Raw genomic sequence first — 20012 nt, 5'->3', positions numbered from 1 at the left:
ACGCGCGCGCTCACGATTCCGGCTGAGCACCGCTCAGGAGGACTCGGCGCTCTCTGCATGGCGCGCCGCGCACCACCGCCACGCAGACCTCGGCGCGGCGACCGGCTCCACGACATCGCGCCACCAGCGTTCGCCGCGATGCACCGCGTTCAGATCGAGCCGCTCGCCCATGCGCGGGGTCGATAGCGCAACCCCGCGCGCCAGCGCCAGTCTTGTCACTCTTTCGAACGGCTCCTGCCAGCGATGCATCGCGAGGTCGAAGGTGCCGTTGTGAATCGGCACGAGCCAGCGGCCGCGCAGATCGATATGCGCCTGCACGGTTTCTTCGGGCTGCATATGAACGTACGGCCACATCGGATCGTAAGCGCCGGTTTCGACCAACGTGACGTCGAACGGTCCGAGGCGCTCGCCGATCATGCTGAAGCCGTCGAAGTAGCCGGTGTCGCCGCTGAAGAACACGCGCAGATCGTCATCGGCGATCACCCATGAAGCCCATAACGTGCTGTTGCCGTCGAACAGGCTGCGCCCGGAAAAGTGCTGGGCCGGCGTCGCGGTGAACTCGATGCCGTCGACCCGCGTACCCTGCCACCAGTCGAACTGCTGCACCCTGTCCGCGTCGATGCCCCATTCGATCAACCGGTCGCCGACGCCGAGCGGCGTCAGAAACACCCCGGTGCGCTGCGCCAGCGCGAGGACCGTTTCGCGGTCGAGATGGTCGTAGTGGTCGTGCGAGAGGATCACGCCGCGCAGCGGCGGCAAATCGTCGAGGGCGATCGGCGGCGCATGAAAGCGCTTCGGACCGAGCCTGCGAAACGGCGAGGCTCGCTCGGCGAACACCGGATCGGTCAGCCAGAACTGGCCGCGCAACTTCAGCAGCAGTGTCGAATGACCGAGCCGGTAGAGGCTGCGGTCGGGCGCCGCGTCGAGTTGCGCGCGCGTCAGCGTTTCGACGGGCAATACCGCTGCCGGCACGGTGCCGCGCGGCTTGTTGAACAGCACCGTCCACGCGAGCCCGAGCGTCTTGCGCAGGCTTTCCGCGGGACGCGGCCTGACGTTGCGAAAGCGCTCGCCGTCATGCTGCGGCGAGTGGCCGAACGTCGCGCGGCTATGTTGCGCGGCGCTCACGCCGAGCATACGGCCGACCAAAGCGGGAAGCGACATGATGAGTTGACCTTCAAAAAATGTACACTCGGCAGTGTAGTTTATTTTCGAGAAAAGTAAACTGGCCAGTGTAAAATCTTTCCATGGAATCGACTGCCCCACCCCAACGTCTGACGGACCGCAAGCGTGTCGCGATCGTCGGCGCCGCGATCGAGGAATTCCTCGCGGCCGGCTACGACGCGACCAGCATGGACCGTATCGCCGCCCGCGCGAACGTCTCGAAGCGTACGGTCTATAACCATTTTCCGAGCAAGGAGGCACTGTTCGCGGCGATTCTTCATCAGCTATGGGATGTGAGCCAGGGCGGCGATGCGCCCGCCTATCGGGCCGACAAGCCATTGCGCGGGCAGTTGCTCGATCTGTTGCAGCGCAAGCTGCGGCTGCTCAACGACGAGTCCTTCCTGTCGCTGGCACGGGTGGCGATCGCGGCGGGCATCCATTCGCCGGAGCGCGCCCGCGACATGGTCGCTCGCATGGGAGAGCGCGAGGAAGACCTGACGGCCTGGGTCCGCGCGGCGGCCGCCGACGGTCGCCTCAAGACCGGCGATCCCCTCTTCGCGGCGCTGCAGTTGCAGGTGCTCGTCAAGGGTTTTGCGTTCTGGCCGCAGGTGACGATGGGGCAAGTGCCGCTCGATGCCAAAGAGCAGAAGCGCATCGCGGAAGCAACGGCGGATATGTTCCTCGCGCGGTATGCGTGAGCCGGTTCGTCAGGCTCACGCGCAACGCCCGTGTCTCATGATGTGCCTCACGCGGCCATCGCGTGCAAGCCGCTCGCCGGCCTGTCGATTTTCAAGCGTATCGTTCGTCGTATCTGCGTACCAATCGTGTCCGTAGACCTGGAGAACATCATGCGCAAGCTCACCGTTTCCACGTTCATCAGTCTGGATGGCGTCACCCAATCCCCCGGGGCGCCAGCGGAAGACACCAGCGGCGGATTCCGTCTCGGCGGCTGGATGGTTCCCTATGCTGACGAAGCCATTGGCCAAAACTTGTGGGACATGCTCTCGCAGCCGTTCGAGCTGCTGCTCGGGCGCAACACCTACGACATCTTCGCCGGATACTGGCCGCACGTGCCGGCGGATTCGAACAGCCGCGCCATTGCCGACCTGTTCAATAGCGTCCCCAAGCACGTGGCCACGCATCGCGCCGATACGCTCGGCTGGCAAAACAGTCACGCGTTGCAGGGCGATCTCGCCGATGCGATACGCGCGCCTCTACGCGAAGACGGTGCCAATCTATTGACGTTCGGCAGCGGCGAGATGGTGCGCCAGTTGCTCGCGGCGGGCCTCGTGGATGAACTTCGCTTGCAGGTGTTCCCCGTCATGCTGGGACGCGGCAAGCGCCTGTTCGGCGACGACGCGTCCGCCTCCGCCTTCACGCTCGCGCACTCGGTCAGCACGCCGGGCGGCGTGTTGATTACGCGCTACCTGCGCGACGGCGAGGTGCGCACGGGCGAGTTCGAATAAGCCGATCGACTTCAGGTGCGTCGCCCGGCGCGCTCAATCGTCCGCCAGAAAATCCGGATGACTCGTGCGAATCTGGTCGATCTGGTTCAGCGTGCCCGATAGATGCTTGCGCAGCGCGGCCTGCGCGGCCGGCACATCGCCTTGGTCGATCGCATCGACAATTTCCGTGTGATCGCGCACCACCGCCGCCGTCTTGCCCGCCACCGGCAGATGCAGACGACGCAGCCGGTCGATATGGCCGCTGCGCCGGCGCACGAGGTCCCACAGTTGCGGCACGCCCGCCGCCTCGTACATCTGGCGATGAAACGCCTGATCGAACAGCGCGAAATGCTCGTAGTCCTTCAGATCGAGCAGTTCCGTCTGCTTCGCGATGGTGGCGCGCAACTGGGCGATCAGCCCCGCATCGCGTTGCTCCGCGAGCGTGCGCACGACTTCGAGCTCGATCGAGCGGCGCAGGAAATGCGCCTGCAAGGCCGAGGTCACGTCGATCTGGCTCACGACGGTCGCGTGCTGCGGAAAGATGTCGACGAGCCCTTCTTCGCCGAGCTTCATCAGCGCGTCGCGCACCGGCGTCTGGCTCAGACCGTAGCGGTTCGCGAGCTCGGTGCGCGAGAGCACCGTGCCGGGCGTCAGTTCGAGGGAAAGGATCATGTCGCGCAGTCGTTCGAACACTTGCGGCGCGGCGTGGCGGGACCGGTCGAGCCGGGTCACCCCTGACGAAATAGCGTGGTTTTTCATGACGGAAACTGAAGCGCTGAAACGTGGACGCAAACGCAACCGGCTGCGGCCGCGCACTGAAACATTAGAACTATAGCCGACGCGAGCCCCTTCCAGCGGGCTTCCCGGCCGCCTCGCACCGAACGGGGACTGGGTAGTTTCCCTACTGACGCACTAATATATTAGTGCTTTACTATGCCGCCATCGACCTTTTAACCTTTCATCGCCCATTTCCGACCATGACTCGCGACATCACGATCACGCAGGTTCGCATTACGCCGATAGCCTTCCGCGACGGCCCGCTGCTCAACGCCGCCGGCATTCACGAACCCTGGGCCTTGCGCGCCATCCTCGAACTGGAGACGAGCGACGGCCGCGTCGGTATCTCCGAGACTTATGGCGACGAACCCATGCTGCGCGTGCTCGACCAGGCGAAGTCGCTCGTGGTCGGCCTCTCGCCGTTCGACCTCAATCGCATGGAAGAACGCGTGCGCGGCACGATCAAGGCGAGCACCGGCGCGGTCGAATTCGAACTCGCGCCCGGCTCGCATTCGGCCAAGAACGCGCCGAAAGTCATCAGCGCCCTCGAAGTCGCGATGCTCGACCTGCAAGGGCAGATCGTCGGCGCGCCGATCGTCGACCTGCTCGGCGGCAAGGTGCGCGACGCGGTGCCCTACAGCGCCTACCTGTTCTTCAAGTACGCCGAACACATCGAGAAGCCCTATGCGCCCGACGCCTGGGGCGAAGGCCTGAGTCCCGAACAGATCGTCGCGCAGGCGCGCCGCATGATCGATCTCTACGGATTCCAAAGCATCAAGCTGAAGGGCGGCGTGTTCGAACCCGCGCATGAAATCTCCTGCATGAAAGCGCTCGCGAAGGCGTTCCCCGGTATGCCGCTGCGGCTCGACCCGAACGCGAACTGGACGCTCAAGACGAGCATCGAGGCCGCGCCCGAGCTCGACGAGATTCTCGAATACTACGAAGACCCGTGCCCGGGACTCGCAGGCATGGCCGAGTTGCAGAAGCATACGAAGCTGCCGCTCGCGACCAACATGGTGATTACGACCATGGACGATTTCCGCCGCGGCTGCGAAATGGGTTCGATCAAGGTATTGCTGTCGGATCACCACTACTGGGGCGGCCTGCGCGCGACGCAAACGCTCGCGCGCATGTGCAGGCTGTGGGACCTCGGCATGTCGATGCACTCGAACTCGCACCTCGGCATCAGCCTCATGGCGATGACGCACGTCGCGGCCAGCATCCCGAACCTGACCTACGCGTGCGACACGCACTATCCGTGGCAGGAAGAAGAAGTCATCCAGGGCGGCCGCGTGCAATTCGACGACGGCTCGGTCCGCGTGCCGACGACGCCGGGCCTCGGCGTCGAACTCGATCGCGCACGGCTCGCCGAACTGCACGCGCAGTACCTGTCGTGCGGCGTGCGCAATCGCGACGACCTCGCGCAGATGCGCAAGTACGACCCGGGCTTCAGCGGCAAGAACCCGCGCTTTTGATCCGCACTACTGATCCGTACTGCCGATCCACAACACACCGACCCGGCACGCCACACGCACTGCCACCGAAGGAGACAGGCTCATGAGTAGAACCATCCCGGACGCGCCGCGCCACGACCCGGCCGGCGTGCTGGCGAGCGCGGTACACAAGATCAAGTGGCGCGTGCTGCCGCTCTTCGTGGTGATGTTCATCGTCAACTATATCGACCGCGTGAACATCGGCTTCGTGCGCCAGCATCTGAGCGCCGATCTCGGCATCGGCGCGGCGGCGTATGGTCTCGGCGCGGGGCTCTTCTTCGTCAGCTATGCGATCTTCGAAGTGCCGTCGAACATGCTGCTGCAGCGCTTCGGCGCAAAGCTATGGCTGGCGCGCATCATGCTCACATGGGGGCTCGCCGCGGCCGGCATGGCCTTCGTGCGCGGCGAGATGTCGTTTTACGTGATGCGTCTCGTGCTCGGCGCGGCCGAAGCCGGCTTCTTTCCCGGCGTCATCTACTACTTTACGCAATGGCTGCCGGGCAAGGAGCGCGGCAAGGCGATGGCGATCTTCCTGAGCGGCTCGGCGCTCGCCTCGGTGCTGTCCGGGCCGATCTCGGGCGGGCTCATGCTGATCAATGGCGCGGGGCTGCGCGGCTGGCAATGGATGTTCCTGATCGAAGGCATGTTCTCGGTCGTGCTGGCCGGCTTCATCTGGCTATGGCTCGACTCGAAGCCGCGCGACGCCGCCTGGCTCACGCGCGCCGAGCAGGATGCGGTGATCGGCGACATCGAGGAAGAGCAGCGGCAACGCGAAGCGGTGCATGCGGTCAAGCCGTCGCTGTGGAGTCTGCTGCGCGATCCGCAGATTCTGATCTTCTGCGTCATCTATTTCGCGGTGTCGCTGACGATCTACGGCGCGACCTTCTGGCTGCCGAGCATCATTCGCAAGATGGGGCACTTCAACGACTTGCAGGTCGGGCTGTTCAATTCGATTCCGTGGCTGATCTCGATCGCGGCGATGTACTTCTTCGCGATGCTCGCGGCACGCTTCAAGTTCCAGCAAGCCTGGGTCGCGTGCGTGCTGCTGATCGCCGCACTCGGCATGTACGCGGCCGGCCAGGGCGGCCCGCTGTTCTCGTTCGTCGCGATCTGCTTTGCGGCAATCGGTTTCAAGGCCGCGTCGTCGCTCTTCTGGCCGATTCCGCAAGGCTATCTCGACGCGCGGATTTCCGCGGCGGTGCTCGCGCTGATCAATTCGATCGGCAACCTGGGCGGCTTCGTCGCGCCGGCCGCCTTCGGCTTTCTCGAACAGAAGACCGGCTCGATCGAAGGCGGCATGACCGGACTCGCGGTGATGTCGGTCGTGGCCGCCGGGGTCGTGTTCTTTTCCCGCATGGCGCCTCGCGAGGGCGTGCCGGCTTCCGCGCATTAGGGGGTGTAGGGAGAGCTCGCGCCAGGCGAGCCGCAATCGGGTCGAGACAAATGGACTATCTGAACGCGGCGGCTTCTCGCAACGACAGGCAATCCGCTTTCTTCATCCAACCCAACACAACTACCGACGCACCTTCGCCTCGCTCCACTCCGGCTCGCGCGCGGCCTTCACGAAGGCCGCCAGATAGTCGATCTCGTCGTCGGCCTCGCGGGTGCCGAGAAAAATCTGTTTGGCGATGCCCTTCCTGCCGAGTTGCAGCGGCGTGATCGGCATCCAGCCCGCGTACTCTTCCGCGAGCCAGCGCGGCAGCGCCGCGACGCCCCGGCCGCTCGCGACCATCTGCAGCATGATGTCCGTCGTCTCGATCACCTTGTGGCGCCTCGGCACGACGTTGGCCGGCGTCAGAAACTGCGTGTAAATGTCGAGCCGGTCGGTCTCGACGGGATAGGTAATCAGCACTTCGCTCGCGAGCTGTTCGGGCGTGACGTACGCTTCGTCCGCCAGCGCATGTCCGTCGGCGACGACCAGCACCTGTTCGTAGTCGAATACCGGCTGGAAACGCAACCCGGGCCGCTTCAGCGGATCGGGCGTAACGAGCACGTCGATTTCGTAGCCGATCAGCGCGCCGATGCCGCCGAACTGAAAGCGTTGCTTCACGTCGACATCGACGTCGGGCCAGCGCGCGAGATACGGCGACACCACCTTGAGCAGCCACTGATAGCACGGGTGGCATTCCATGCCGATGCGCAGTGTGCCGCGCTCGCCTTGCGCGTACTGCTTCATGCGTTCCTCGGCCAGCTCGAACTGCGGCAGCATGCGATTGGCGAGCCCGAGCAGGTACTGCCCGGCCTGCGTGAGCCGCATCGAGCGGCCCTCGCGCGTCCATACCGGCGTGCCTAGCTGCTGCTCCAGCTTCTTCACCGCGTGGCTCAGGGCCGACTGCGTGAGATTGAGCGTATTCGCGGCGGCGGTGAGCGACCCCAGACGCTCCACCTCGCGCACGACCATCAGGTGACTGCGCTCCAGCATGCCTCACTCCATGAACAAAATCGATCCTTGTATGAAATAAATCCATTTTTATTCATACACGGAAAATTCTATCATCGCTGCCAGTTACTTCTCCTTTGAACGGCACACGCAACATGGTCACTACGCACAACCTCGGTTTTCCGCGCATCGGCGCGCAACGCGAACTGAAATTCGCCCTCGAAAAATACTGGAAAAACGAATCGTCGCGCGACGAACTGAAAGCCGTGGGCGCGCAGCTTCGCGAGCGTCACTGGCAAGACCAGGCGCGTCTGGATTTCGTGCCCGTCGGCGATTTCGCGTTTTACGACCAGGTGCTCGACATGAGCTTCACGCTCGGCAACCTGCCCGAACGCGTGCGCGGTTTCCACGGCGACACGCTCGACAACTACTTCCGCGTCGCGCGCGGCCGCTCGGCGCAAAGCGCCGAAGATCACGGCGGATGCTGCGGCGGCGTGGCCGCCGGTGAAATGACGAAGTGGTTCGATACGAACTATCACTACATCGTCCCCGAGTTCGATGCGAACACGCAGTTCTCGCTCGACCCGTCGCGTCTGCTCGAACAGCTCAACCAGGCCCGCGCGCTCGGCGTGAATGCGAAGCCCGTGATCGTCGGTCCGGTCACCTATCTGTGGCTCGGCAAAGCGAAGGACGACTCCGACAAGCTCGCGCTGCTGCCGCGCCTCTTGCCCGTCTACGCCGCCCTGCTCGACTACTTCACGGCACAGGGCATCGAGTGGGTGCAGATCGACGAGCCGGTGCTCGTGACGGAACTCGACGCGACGTGGCGCCAGGCGTTCCGTACGGCGTACGAAGCGTTGTCGGAGCGCCGCGTCAAACTGCTGCTCGCCACCTACTTCGGCCAGTTGCAGGACAACCTCGAACTCGCCTGCAAGCTGCCCGTCGACGGCCTGCATATCGATGCGATCAACGCGCGCGATGAAATCGTCAAGGCCGTGGCGCAATTGCCCGCGACCTCGGTCGTCTCGGTCGGCGCAATCAATGGCCGCAACATCTGGAAGACCGATTTGAGCGCCGCGCTGGAATGGCTCGAACCGCTGCATCGCACGCTCGGCGAGCGGCTGTGGATCGCACCGTCGTGCTCGTTGCTGCACACCCCGGTCGATCTGAACAGCGAGCAGAAGCTCGACGCCGAAATCAGATCGTGGCTCGCGTTCGCGCTGCAAAAGCTCGACGAACTGAGCGTGCTGGCCGGCGCGCTGAACCACGGCCGCGCCTCGGTCGCCGATGCGCTCGCCGCCAACGCGAAGGCCATCGAGAGCCGCCGCACCTCGCCGCGCGTACACAACCCCGCCGTCAAGGCCGCCATCGCGCGCATCGATGCGTCGCTCGGCAAGCGCGCGAGCGCCTATCCGCAACGCGCGCAAAAGCAGTCCGCGATTCTCAACCTGCCCGCCTTCCCGACCACGACGATCGGCTCGTTCCCGCAGACCAGCGAAATCCGTCACGCACGCAGCCAGTTCAAGGCGGGCGCACTCGATCAGGCCGGCTACAAGGCCGCGATGGAGCGGGAAATCACGCGTGCCGTGAAGGAGCAGGAAGCGCTCGGTCTCGACGTGCTCGTGCACGGCGAAGCGGAACGCAACGATATGGTCGAATACTTCGGCGAGCAGCTGGACGGCTATGCGTTCAGCCAGTTCGGCTGGGTGCAGTCGTACGGTTCGCGCTGCGTGAAACCGCCGATCCTGTTCGGCGACATCAGCCGCCCGAAGGCGATGACCGTCGAGTGGATCCGCTACGCGCAGTCGCAAACGACGAAGCCGATGAAGGGCATGCTGACCGGCCCCGTGACGATCCTGAACTGGTCGTTCGTGCGCGACGACCAGCCGCGTTCGGTATCGTGCCATCAGCTTGCGCTGGCGATCCGCGAAGAAGTGCTGGACCTCGAAAAGGCCGGCGTGCGCGTGATCCAGATCGACGAAGCGGCGCTGCGCGAAGGGCTGCCGCTGCGTCGCGCGCAATGGAGCGAGTACCTGCAATGGGCCGTGGAATCGTTCCGCATCACCGCGAACGGCGTGCGGGACGAAACGCAGATCCATACGCATATGTGCTATTCGGAGTTCAACGACATCATCGCGTCGATCGCCGAGATGGATGCGGACGTCATCACGATCGAAACCTCGCGCTCCGACATGGAGCTGCTCGATGCCTTCGACGACTTCAGGTATCCGAATGAAATCGGCCCGGGCGTGTACGACATTCACTCGCCGAACATTCCGAGCGAGGAGCATATCGTGAACCTGATGAAGAAGGCCGCCGAGCGCATTCCGGCCGGGCGCCTGTGGGTCAATCCGGACTGTGGCCTGAAAACGCGCGCGTGGGCCGAAGTGATTCCCGCGCTGACCAACATGGTGGCGGCCGCGAAAACGCTGCGCCAGCCGGCCTGAGCGTAGTGGCCCGCGCCGCGTGAAGTGAGCGCGGCGCGGATTCGCTCGATGTCGTTCGCCACTGCACGAAACTCGCCTGCCACGGAAATTTCGTTTAGCGGGCCGCGATACGGAACACCCGGGCAGTTCGGTTAGCGCTCGGTCACCGGCCTGCCGGCAGCGTCACGCAGAAAGATCGACAACGCAACCGCATCGAGCGCAATCGACGGCCTCGCCGCGTTTCACTTTGCCGAGGCTTTCCGGCGCGGCGCGGGCTTCGACGCATGCGGCCCGACCGCCGGCGACAAACCGCCCGTCAGCAGTTGCAGCGCCGGCCGTCTGCGCGTGGAGCTTTCCGCATGCGGTGTCGGCATCGCCTCGGACTTCGGCGTCGCGCTGAGCCAGAAGGCGAGTTCGGCCGACTTCACCGTATTGTCGGCGGCGAAATAGGCGTCCTGCCACGTGTCGTCCGAGGCGAGGAAATGCCACGCTTTTTCCTTGCGCTTCTCGAGCCAGTAGCGCCACGCGTAATGATCGTAGACGTCGAGGCAATGCGCGGCATAAGCCTCGGCCGCGGCGCGGTGTCCCTTGATGATGTTCAGGTTCTCGTCGTTGTTGTACGAGGCCTTGTAACCATCGTTGTGACTGCCCGTTGCGACGATGCAGTTATCCGTGAACGGATCGATGACGACGATCTTGTCATGCACGACCGCATTGCCCGCCTTGTTCAACTCCTGCTTCCATTGCGAGAACGCATCGCCCTTGGTCACGCCCGCCGTATGAATCACGCGGAAATCCTCGGGCAGCGGCGAGTCGCCTTTTTTAGGTGCTTTCACGGGCACCTGGCCATCGTGAAGCGCCGCATAGAACTCGCCGGCCGCGTTCGCCGCCGTGACGGCGCCGCGCACGAACAGCGTGGGGCGCGCCTTTTGCGCGGCCGCGATCGCATCGACGATGCTCGGATAACCGGGCTCGAACACGAGAAAAATAATCGACTGCCGTGCCTTGCCGATCAGATCGAACAGTTCCTGCAGATCGGGCGGACACGCTTCATCGGCCGGCGGTTTGCTCGCTCTCGCCTTCGGCGTGTTCGGCGAGAACCAGATGTCGAGGGTGCCGCTGCCGTCTTCGAGATCGATCGTGACGGGGCCGCTCGCATCGGCGGAACGCAGGGGCTTGGCCTGCGGCCCGGTTACCTTGGGACCCGGCGCCAGGGTGTCTTTTTTCAGGCGCGTCCAGTAGCCGCTATAAGCATTCGCCACCGCCGGCGAGCGGGCGATGATCGTGTTGTTGGTCTGCGCGCACAGGCCATGCGCGGTCACGTTGGTCGAGCCGAACAGAGCGGCCGTCGGTTTGCCGTCTTGCAGCAGCACCTGAAACTTGTTGTGACCGATATGATTGCTCGCCATGAAGCGGTCGGTCACCTTGACGCCCGCCGCTTTCATGTCGGCGCGCTCGGCCGAATAGACGTCGTTGGTTTTCTGACCGTTCGCGTCCTTGCCCGGCATGTTCGAGAGAATCAGATTCAACGAGCGCTGCAAGGGCTTCAGACACGCAATCACTTCGGGATCGTCGAGCTCGTAGAACGCGCACTGCAAGGTGCCGCCCGTTTGCGCGGCTTCTTTCGGCAGCGTGGTCAGCGCCTCGATCATCTCGCCGGCCAGATCGTTGCGAAGCGGATCGCCGATCGTGTAGATATGCTTCTGCAGCTTGTCGACGAGCTTGCCGCCGCCCGGCGTCGCTTCGAGCACGCTCGCGGTGGATTGCGTCGCGAGAATGCCGCGATTGAAATAGACCGACAGCGCGCCGTAGTCGGCCGTCAGCTGAATCTGATTCGACAGCAGCGGACCATAGGGCAACGGTTTCAGATTGCCGGGCGTGCCGCCCATCGGCACGATCCGGTAGCGGTAGGTACGGCCGCGAATCGCGGTGACGTCCTTCCAGAAGAACTTCTGCACCGGGTCCACGAACGTGGTGCGCCCCGCGCCGGCCGTCTGCCCCTTGAACGTCGCCATCGCGGGAAGCGGCGTTTCCGTTCCGGTCTGTACGTCGATGCGGGAAATGGCGAAGCCGAGACAGTCCTTCAGCTTGCCGCCCAGGGTCCATGCAATGACCGCAATATCGTTGTTCGAAAAGGCAATCGCTTTCACCCACCCTCCGTGCTATTCGACTGGCATCTCTCGGTTCGGATAACGTCATGGAATCCGGATAAAAGCACCGGCGTGCGCGTTTCATCGCATCCTTGCGCGCCCTTCTCCACTTACGCTCCCGCGATCACGAAGGCCTCATCTAGCCTCGATAAACGTTGCAGGCGTGTGACACCGGATGCGCTTGTTTATCGTTCGGCGTCGCCTTATGCTTGCCGCTCAACTTCAGCAAGGTTCTTCAGCCATGAACGAATACTGCATGTTCAAAGGAACGCTGCTGCGCGCGGCGCCTTTCAAGGACACCTATGTCGGGAGTCCGCACTATGTGATTACCGTGTCGGGCAACGACGACAATCCATTCAATCTCGTCGTGAATTCGGCCTCGACCGACCCTGCCCCCAATGGCAGCGACGACGTGTATTTCTATGCCGACCTGAACTTCGACGACCCGCTGACCGCAAAATTGCAGGGGCTCGATCCGGGTCTGTACACGAGCGGTTTTCCGCGGCTCGACTACTGGCAGGACAGCAGCCTGCTCGACATCCATCGGATGCGGCCGGTTCCTTACGAAGATGAAGACGGCAATCGCTCCGATGTCAACGACATCATCAACGAGGTTCTAAGCATCGACGAAACCCAGACGCCGGAAAGCCTTCCGTACGACAACGGCAGCGGGCAATTGCACAACCGCGATTTCTGGACGCCGACCACGGCGGGCATCGTGGTCTACGGGTTCGGCTTCCTGTTCCTGCCGAAGAAAGACGGTCTGCACGAAACCCACATGAATCAGGGCAATCCGCCCGGCAAGCACTACAAGGAGAATGGCGCGTTCCAGGACGGCGCGGTCATCATTCAGCGCGCCGATGGCTTTGCCGCGCTGTTCACCGCGTTCCAGACGCAGCGTTTGCCAACCAATGCGAACGGCAATCCGACGCCGAACTCGCGCCCGTTGCCGGAGTTTATTCAGGGGAGCTGAGTGGCCTGATTAAACGTGCAGGCTGAGCGCGCAGCTTGAATGCACAAGTGCGCGCTCAGCGATTTTGCGTGGCGATTTTTTGCGGTCGTCGTCGCGCTCAGAACGGATAGTGACGCGGCGCCGTTTGCAGCGTGACCCAGCGCAGGTCGGTGAATTCTGCGATGCCCGCCTTGCCGCCGAAGTGGCCGAAGCCGCTTGCCTTCACGCCGCCGAACGGCATCTGCGCTTCGTCGTGCACGGTCGGGCCGTTCACGTGACAGATGCCCGACTCGATGCGCTTCGCCACATTGAGCGCGCGCGCCGTGTCGCGGCTGAACACCGCCGCCGAGAGCCCGTATTCGTTGTCGTTCGCGCAGGCGATGGCGGCCGCTTCGCCGTCCACGCGCACGATCGCCTTGACGGGGCCGAACGATTCGTCGCGATAGATGCGCATGGCTGGCGTCACATGGTCGAGCAGCGTGGCGGGCATCAGCGTGGTCTCGCTCCTGCCGCCGCACACGAGCGTCGCGCCTTTCGCGAGCGCATCGTCGATCAGCGCGTTGCAGCGCTCGACGGTGCTCATATCGACCACCGAGCCGAGCACGACCGGGCCCTTGCGCGGATCGCCGAGCGGCAAGGCGCACGCACGCGCGGCGAGCTGAGCGACGAACGCATCGGCAATGCGGGTGTCGACGATGATGCGCTCGGTCGACATGCAGATCTGCCCGGAATTCGCGAATGCGCCGAACACCGCCGCATCGACCGCCGCGCCGAGGTCCGCATCGTCGAGCACGACGAGCGGCGCCTTGCCGCCGAGTTCGAGCACGGACGGCTTCAGATGACGCGCGCAGGTTTCGGCGACGATGCGCCCCACGCGCGTCGAGCCCGTGAAATTCACGCGGCGCACGCGCGGATGCTCGATCATCGCCTCGACGATGCGCGCGGCGTCGGCCGGTGCGTTGGTCACGAAGTTCACGGTACCGCGCGGCAACCCCGCTTCCTGCATCGCCTCGATGATGAGCCCGTGCGTCGCGGGGCAAATCTCCGAGCCCTTCAGCACGACCGTGTTGCCGCAGGCGAGCGGCAAGGCGATCGCGCGGACCGCGAGAATCACCGGCGCATTCCACGGCGCGATGCCGAGCACGACGCCGGCCGGCTGGCGCACGCCCATCGCGAGACTGCCGGGCACGTCGGACGGAATCAGTTCGCCGGCGATCTGCGTCGTGAGCGCGGCCGCCTCGATCAGCCCCGCCGCCGCGAGGTGCACGTTGAAGCCGGCCCAGATGCCCGAGGCGCCGGTTTCGGCGGCCATCGCGGCGGCGAACGCGTCGGCCTTCGCTTCGAGCGCGTGCGCGGCCTTCGTCAGCAGCGCGCGGCGCTCGCCCGGCCCCAGCGCGGACCACACCGGAAAGGCGGCCGCGGCGGCATCGACGGCGGCCACCGCGTCTTCGACGGTCGCGGCCGGCGCGCGCGTCGCGACTTCGCCGTCGAGCGGGTTGCGGCGCTCGAAGATCGCACCGTTACGCGCCTGCACCTGTTCACCGCCGATCAGCATCGCTACGTTTTTCATCGCTTGTCTCTCTGTCTTTTGAATGGGAATTACATGTGATGTGACGCTCAGGTAACGCTCAGGCGGCGATCAGGCGACGCTCACTTCGACGAGCGTCGGGCCGCTTTTCACCTCATGCGTCGAGAGCGCCTTGCGCAACACGCCGGCGAGTTGCGCCGCCTCGCCGACGCGTTCTCCAGGGCAGCCCATGCCCGCCGCGATCGTCACGAAGTCGAGCCCCGGCAGATCGGTGCCCTGCACCGGCTCGTGCGGCGCGAAACCGAATACGGGTGCGAAGTCCTGCAACGCGGCATAGCGCGTGTTGTTCAGGATAACGAATGTAATCGGCAGGCGTAGCTGCACCGCGCTCCAGATCGCCTGGATCGAGTACATGCTCGAACCGTCGCCGATCAGCGCGATCACGCGCTCGCCGGGCCGCGCGAGCGCCACGCCGACTGCCGCGGGCATGCTGTAGCCGAGGCCGCCGCTGTCCATCGTCATGAAAGTGCCGGGACGCACGATCGGCAGATAGATTTGCATTGCCGGACGCGCGCTCGGTGCTTCCTCGACGATGATGCCGTCGGGATCGCGCACGTCGGCAAGCGTCTGCAACGCGAACGCGGCCGACATGCGCGCGCCGGCCACGGGCGGCAACGCGCGCGGCGGCACGGCGCGCGGCGCGGGGAATGCGCGTTCCCTCGGCGCGGCGCGCGCCAGCAGGTCCTGCACGCCGAGCCGCACGTTGCCGACCGCGGCGATGCCCTGCGGCGTCCATGCGGCCACACCCGGATCGTCGATCAGTTGACATAGCTGCGCGCCCGGCGGCACATGCGGGCCATGTCCTTCGATGTGATACGTGAACGCGGGCGCGCCGATCACGAAGATCGCATCGTGCCCGTCGAGCAGGTCGACGATGCGCTCGCGCATCGCGGGCAAAAAACCGCCGAACAGGCGATGCGTTTCGGGGAAGCTGCAACGTGCGCTCATCGGCGCGACATAGACGCGCGCGCGATGGCGCTCCGCCAGTTGCACGACGTCCGCCGCCGCATCGGCGCGATCGACCGCGCCGCCGACCACGAACGCGGGCCGCTCGCACGCGTCGAGCAACGCGCCGATGCGGGCGAGCATTGCCGCATCGGGGCGCATGACCTGCGCGACCTCGCGCTCCGGCAAGCGTTCGGCGGGCTGATCCCAGTCGTCGGCGGGAATCGACACGAACACCGGACCGCGCGGCTCCTGCATCGCAATCGCGTAGGCGCGCGCGATCGCGAGCGGCACGTCCTGCGCGCGCGCGGGCTCGATGCTCCACTTCACATAGGGCTTCGGCAATTCGGTCGCCTGGGTCGCGGCGAGAAACGGATCGAACGGCAGGATCGAGCGGGCCTGCTGGCCCGCCGTGACGACGAGCGGCGTGCGGTTGCGAAACGCCGTGAAGATGTTGCCCATCGCATTGCCGACGCCCGCCGCCGAATGCAGGTTCACGAGCGCCGCGTTGCCGGTGGCCTGCGCATAGCCGTCGGCCATGCCGACCACCACGGCTTCCTGCAGACCGAGCACATAGCGGAAATCGGCGGGGAAATCGCGAAACATCGGCAACTCGGTCGAGCCCGGGTTCGCGAAGATCGACGTCATGCCGACGCGGCGCGCGAAGTCGATGACCGCGTCGCGCACGGTCCATTGCGGGTGATTGCCGGGATTCTGCTGCGCAGCGTGGGCTGTCACGTGGGCTGTCATGCGATGTCTCCTGTTTTTTATAAGTACAACACGTCGGCGCGAAAAATCGGCGCAACAAAACGAACGGCCATTATCCCGACGGTATGGGTAGCCGGAAATTGCCTTATTTGGAAAAAGGCATTACCTTTTGGCATGACTTACAACCTGCAGCAACTTCAGGCGTTCGCGGCGATCGTCGCAAGCGGCAGCCTCGGCCGCGCGGCGGATGCGCTGCACGTCACGCAGCCCGCGCTGAGCCGGACCATTCGCCGTCTCGAGGAACAGGTCGGCGCCCCGCTGTTCGAGCGGCATTCGCGCGGCATGCATCTGACCGAGGTCGGCGCGGTGCTGCTGCCGCATGCGCTTCTGTTGCAACGCGAGGCCGAACAGGCGCGCGAGGAAATCGACGCGCTGCGCGGGCTCGCGCGCGGCACGATCCGCGTCGGCGCGGCAGGCAGCATCGCGAGCCTCGTGCTGCCGCTCGCGGTGGGCCGCGTGCTCGACAAGTGGCCGAATCTGCGCGTGGAGATCATCGAGGGCGTGTGGGACCGTCTCGCCGACGCGCTCGTCAGGCGCGAGATCGACCTCGCGCTCAGCGTAGCCGTGCCCGATAGCGACGAAATCACGGCGATCGCCGATTGCCGCTGGGAAGACGCGAGCTATGTGGTCGCCGCGCCCAATCATCCGCTGCGGCGCAAGCCCGACCTCACACTCGCCGATACGCTCGGCGAGCGCTGGGCGATTCCGCCGCGCGGCACCGGGCCGTTCGAGCAGATGCAGAGCGTGTTCGCCGAGCACGGGCTCGGGCTGCCGAACGTGGTCGTCGAAACGCGTTCGATCACGGTGCTGAAGAGCCTCGTCGCGCGTTCGGGTTTTCTGGGCTGGATGGCTGCGCCGATGTACGTGACCGAGAGCAAGGCCGGCGTGTTCGATACGCTCGGCCTGCCCGGCGTGGCCGGGCGCCGCACGCTGACCGCGTTTCGGCGCCGGCAAGGCATTCTGCCGAGTCCGGCCGTGAAGCTGCTCGAACAGTTGCGGCAACTGACGGCCGAGGAAATCGGCGTGGAGTGACGGTGGGGTTGGCGAATCTTGGCGTTTACCCTGTGAAAATATTTTCTCGCCTATTTATCGATAAATTATCGTGCTAGATTCCGTCGCCGTGCCGGCAGGCGCGCGGGCTCGCTGATCGCCGGGCCATCGTTCATCCGCCGCATCGTCATCGCGCAACGCGCCGGTAACCGGGCGTCGCCGCAACCAGAAGGAGAGCCGCATGTGGGTTTTGATTGGCGTGCCGATCGTGGTGCTCGGCTTCGCATTGCGCTTCAACGCGCTGCTGGTGGTCACGCTCGCGGGCATCGCGACCGGGGTGGCCGGCGGCCTGCACCCGGTCGAGATCGTCAGCGCGTTCGGCAAGGCCTTTGCCGATAACCGCTACATGGGCCTGATCTGGCTCACGCTGCCGGTGATCGCGCTGCTCGAACGCAACGGCTTGAAGGAACAGGCGCGGCATCTGATTTCACGCCTGCAGGCCGCCACCACCGGCCGCGTGCTGATGCTCTACTTCGTGATCCGCCAGATCACGGCGGCGCTCGGCCTCACCTCGCTCGGCGGCCACGCGCAAATGGTACGGCCGCTGATCGCGCCGATGGCCGAAGCCGCCGCCGCGAACCGTCACGGCGAATTGCCCGAGGCGGTGCGCCAGCAGATTCGCGCGAACGCATCGGCGGTCGACAATATCGCCGTGTTCTTCGGCGAGGACATCTTCATCGCGATCCAGTCGATCCTGCTCATCAAGGGCTTTCTCGAACAGAACGGCGTCTTCGTCGAACCGTTGCAGGTCTCGGTGTGGGCGATTCCGACCGCGATCGCCGCGCTCATCATTCACGTGATCCGCCTGATCCTGCTCGACCGCAATCTGTCGCACAAAATGAGCGCCTACAAACGGAGCGCCGCGCGATGATCAAGCTCGAATCCCTCTACGTCCTCGCCGGTTTGATGTTCGCCGCGTTCGCGCTGTTCAATCTGCGCGACCGCTCGAATCCGCGCCGCGTCATCAACTTTCTGTTCTGGGGCATTTATGCGGTCACGTTCCTGTTCGGCGCGGAATTGCCGCACTTCGTGACAGGCTGCCTCGCCATCGCGCTCGCCTTGATCGCGGGCTCCGGCAAGCTCGGCAAAAGCCACAGCGACAGCAACAGCGAAGCCGCCGCCGCGCGCCGCGAAGCGAACGCGCGGCGCTTCGGCAACAAGCTGTTCGTGCCGGCGCTGCTGATTCCGCTCATCACGCTGGCCGGCACGCTCACGCTCAAATACGTCCCCTTCGTCGAGACGAAGAACGTCACGCTGATCTCGCTCGTGCTCGGCACGCTGGTCGCATTCGGCGCGGCGCTCTTCATGCTGCGCGACTCGCCCGTGCATGCGCTGAAAGATGCGCGCCAAACGATGGACACGGTCGGCTGGGCCGCGATCCTGCCGCAGATGCTCGCCGCGCTCGGCGCGCTGTTCGCGGTCGCGGGCGTCGGTCACGTGGTGTCGGATCTCGTGAAGACGTGGATTCCGGTCGACTCGGCGTTCGCGGTGGTCGCGGCCTACACGTTCGGCATGGCGATCTTCACCATGATCATGGGCAACGCGTTCGCCGCGTTTCCGGTGATGACGGCCGGCATCGGCCTGCCGCTGATCGTGCATCAGTTCAACGGCAACCCCGCGATTCTCGGCGCGATCGGCATGCTGTCCGGCTTCTGCGGCACGCTGATGACGCCGATGGCCGCCAACTTCAACATCGTGCCCGCCGCGCTGCTCGAACTGAAAGACCAGAACGGCGTCATCAAGGCACAATGGCCGACCGCTTTACTCCTGTTGGTCGTCAACACCATACTGTTGTACCTGTTCGTATTCCGCTTCTGAGGAGCCGCCGATGACCGCGCCGTTGCCGCAACAACTCACCCGCGAATTCGCGTCGAAATTCGCCAACCTCGCGCTCGCCCACCTCACGCGCGAGTATCCGAACAAGCTCACGCACGCGCTTGCCGGCGCGCAGGACGTGCAGGGCCCGCGCGCGCTGCACCCGATCTTCTACGGCAGCTACGACTGGCATTCGTGCGTGCATGGCTACTGGCTGGTTCTGCATCTGCTCGAACGCTTCCCCGATCTGCCCGAGGCCGCACGCATCGTCGCGGTGGCCGACGAGCATTTCACCCACGCGAACGTGGCCGGCGAACTCGCGTATCTCGACCTGCCGCACAACCGCGGCTTCGAGCGTCCCTATGGCTGGGCATGGCTGCTCGCGCTGAGCGCGCAGCTCGAAGCGCTGAAGATCTCCGAGGCTGCGCGCTGGTCGAAGACGTTCGCGCCGCTCACGGCCACCTTCGTCGAACGCTTCGAGGAGTTTCTGCCGAAGGCGACTTATCCGCTGCGGGTCGGCACGCACTTCAACATGGCTTTCGCGCTGGCGCTGACACTCGATTTCGCGCGGCAAACCTCGCGCACGTCGCTCGAAGCGCTGATCGTCAGCACCGCCGAACGCTGGTTCCTCGACGACGTCGCCTGCCAGGCATGGGAGCCGTGCGGCGACGAATTTCTCTCCCCTTCGCTGATGGAAGCGGAACTGATGCGGCGCGTGCTGCCGTCCGCGCAATTCGTCGACTGGTTTGGCCGCTTTCTGCCGGACCTCGGCGCGAAGAAGCCCGCGACGCTGTTCGAGCCCGCCATCGTGACCGATCGCAGCGACGGCAAGATCGCCCACCTCGACGGTCTCAATCTGAGCCGCGCGTGGTGCCAGCGCTCGCTCGCGCGCGTGCTGCCGGCTGGCGACGTACGCCGCACGGTGCTGTTCGAAAGCGCCGAGCGCCATCTGCATAGCGCGCTCGCGCACGTGGCCGGCGACTATATGGGCGAGCATTGGCTCGGCACGTTCGCGACGCTCGCGCTCGAAGCCTGAGCGGGTTTTCCGTTCGACGTGCCTTG

The 20012-nt window shown here is 64.9% G+C and carries 16 protein-coding genes; 10 read left to right on the top strand and 6 right to left on the bottom strand.

All coding sequences use genetic code 11. From position 1 onward, the window contains the following. Positions 1 to 33: 33 nt before the first annotated feature. A complete protein-coding gene (locus F3J19_RS08755; protein WP_167039824.1) occupies positions 34 to 1161 on the bottom strand; it encodes an MBL fold metallo-hydrolase in 1128 nt (375 codons plus the stop codon). Between the two features lie 83 nt (positions 1162 to 1244). On the opposite strand from F3J19_RS08755, the gene F3J19_RS08750 reads away from it, so the two are divergent. Both F3J19_RS08750 and F3J19_RS08745 read left to right on the top strand, forming a co-directional pair. Continuing rightward, the gene (locus tag F3J19_RS08750) at positions 1245 to 1859 is read left to right on the top strand and encodes a TetR/AcrR family transcriptional regulator (protein ID WP_167039821.1); all 615 of its coding nucleotides are present in this window, start codon (positions 1245 to 1247) and stop codon (positions 1857 to 1859) included. Between the two features lie 150 nt (positions 1860 to 2009). Continuing rightward, on the top strand, positions 2010 to 2627 hold the full coding sequence (locus tag F3J19_RS08745; RefSeq protein ID WP_167039819.1) for a dihydrofolate reductase family protein: 618 nt from the start codon (positions 2010 to 2012) through the stop codon (positions 2625 to 2627). A gap of 33 nt (positions 2628 to 2660) precedes the next feature. Here F3J19_RS08745 and F3J19_RS08740 read toward each other — a convergent pair whose 3' ends face one another. Beyond that, a complete protein-coding gene (locus F3J19_RS08740; protein WP_167039817.1) occupies positions 2661 to 3365 on the bottom strand; it encodes a GntR family transcriptional regulator in 705 nt (234 codons plus the stop codon). Positions 3366 to 3583: 218 nt separating this feature from the next. Between F3J19_RS08740 and F3J19_RS08735 the strand changes: the two genes are divergently transcribed. Both F3J19_RS08735 and F3J19_RS08730 read left to right on the top strand, forming a co-directional pair. Continuing rightward, entirely contained in the window at positions 3584 to 4858 is a 1275-nt protein-coding gene (locus F3J19_RS08735) for a glucarate dehydratase family protein (RefSeq protein ID WP_167039815.1), read from the top strand. A gap of 82 nt (positions 4859 to 4940) precedes the next feature. Further along, positions 4941 to 6269, top strand: coding sequence for an MFS transporter (locus F3J19_RS08730; RefSeq protein WP_167039813.1), 1329 nt, complete (start codon positions 4941 to 4943; stop codon positions 6267 to 6269). A 120-nt stretch (positions 6270 to 6389) separates the two neighbouring features. Here F3J19_RS08730 and F3J19_RS08725 read toward each other — a convergent pair whose 3' ends face one another. Continuing rightward, positions 6390 to 7298 carry a LysR family transcriptional regulator gene (locus tag F3J19_RS08725; RefSeq protein ID WP_167039811.1) on the bottom strand — a complete coding sequence of 303 codons (909 nt, stop codon included), beginning with the start codon at positions 7296 to 7298 and terminating at the stop codon, positions 6390 to 6392. Positions 7299 to 7411: 113 nt separating this feature from the next. Here F3J19_RS08725 and metE point away from each other — a divergent pair, with 113 nt between their 5' ends. Then, complete coding sequence (gene metE, locus F3J19_RS08720; protein WP_167039809.1) at positions 7412 to 9703, top strand: 5-methyltetrahydropteroyltriglutamate--homocysteine S-methyltransferase; 2292 nt, start codon at positions 7412 to 7414, stop codon at positions 9701 to 9703. Between the two features lie 221 nt (positions 9704 to 9924). On the opposite strand, the gene F3J19_RS08715 is transcribed toward metE, so the two are convergent. Then, entirely contained in the window at positions 9925 to 11832 is a 1908-nt protein-coding gene (locus tag F3J19_RS08715; protein ID WP_167039807.1) for a hypothetical protein, read from the bottom strand. A 241-nt stretch (positions 11833 to 12073) separates the two neighbouring features. On the opposite strand from F3J19_RS08715, the gene F3J19_RS08710 reads away from it, so the two are divergent. Continuing rightward, positions 12074 to 12805 carry a YukJ family protein gene (locus F3J19_RS08710; RefSeq protein WP_167039805.1) on the top strand — a complete coding sequence of 244 codons (732 nt, stop codon included), beginning with the start codon at positions 12074 to 12076 and terminating at the stop codon, positions 12803 to 12805. A 97-nt stretch (positions 12806 to 12902) separates the two neighbouring features. Here the strand turns inward: F3J19_RS08710 and F3J19_RS08705 are convergent, their stop codons facing one another. Both F3J19_RS08705 and mdlC read right to left on the bottom strand, forming a co-directional pair. Then, positions 12903 to 14354: an aldehyde dehydrogenase gene (locus F3J19_RS08705; RefSeq protein WP_167039803.1), complete on the bottom strand. Its 1452-nt coding sequence runs from the start codon at positions 14352 to 14354 to the stop codon at positions 12903 to 12905. 69 nt (positions 14355 to 14423) lie between these two features. Further along, positions 14424 to 16067 carry a benzoylformate decarboxylase gene (gene mdlC / locus F3J19_RS08700; RefSeq protein WP_167039801.1) on the bottom strand — a complete coding sequence of 548 codons (1644 nt, stop codon included), beginning with the start codon at positions 16065 to 16067 and terminating at the stop codon, positions 14424 to 14426. 132 nt (positions 16068 to 16199) lie between these two features. Here mdlC and F3J19_RS08695 point away from each other — a divergent pair, with 132 nt between their 5' ends. From F3J19_RS08695 to F3J19_RS08680, 4 genes are all read left to right on the top strand, one after another. Beyond that, positions 16200 to 17117, top strand: coding sequence for a LysR family transcriptional regulator (locus F3J19_RS08695; protein WP_167039799.1), 918 nt, complete (start codon positions 16200 to 16202; stop codon positions 17115 to 17117). Between the two features lie 199 nt (positions 17118 to 17316). Beyond that, on the top strand, positions 17317 to 18006 hold the full coding sequence (locus F3J19_RS08690; protein WP_167039796.1) for a DUF969 domain-containing protein: 690 nt from the start codon (positions 17317 to 17319) through the stop codon (positions 18004 to 18006). Further along, positions 18003 to 18953, top strand: coding sequence for a DUF979 domain-containing protein (locus F3J19_RS08685; protein ID WP_167039794.1), 951 nt, complete (start codon positions 18003 to 18005; stop codon positions 18951 to 18953). Before F3J19_RS08690 ends, F3J19_RS08685 begins: the two co-directional genes overlap by 4 nt. 22 nt (positions 18954 to 18975) lie before the next feature. Next, positions 18976 to 19986 carry a DUF2891 domain-containing protein gene (locus tag F3J19_RS08680; RefSeq protein WP_167039940.1) on the top strand — a complete coding sequence of 337 codons (1011 nt, stop codon included), beginning with the start codon at positions 18976 to 18978 and terminating at the stop codon, positions 19984 to 19986. Positions 19987 to 20012 lie beyond the last annotated feature (26 nt).

The organism is Burkholderia sp. Ax-1724 (assembly GCF_011752995.1).
GTDB lineage: Bacteria > Pseudomonadota > Gammaproteobacteria > Burkholderiales > Burkholderiaceae > Paraburkholderia.
The sequence above is the reverse complement of the archived record's forward strand: the minus strand, read 5'-3'. Positions and strand labels throughout refer to the sequence as shown.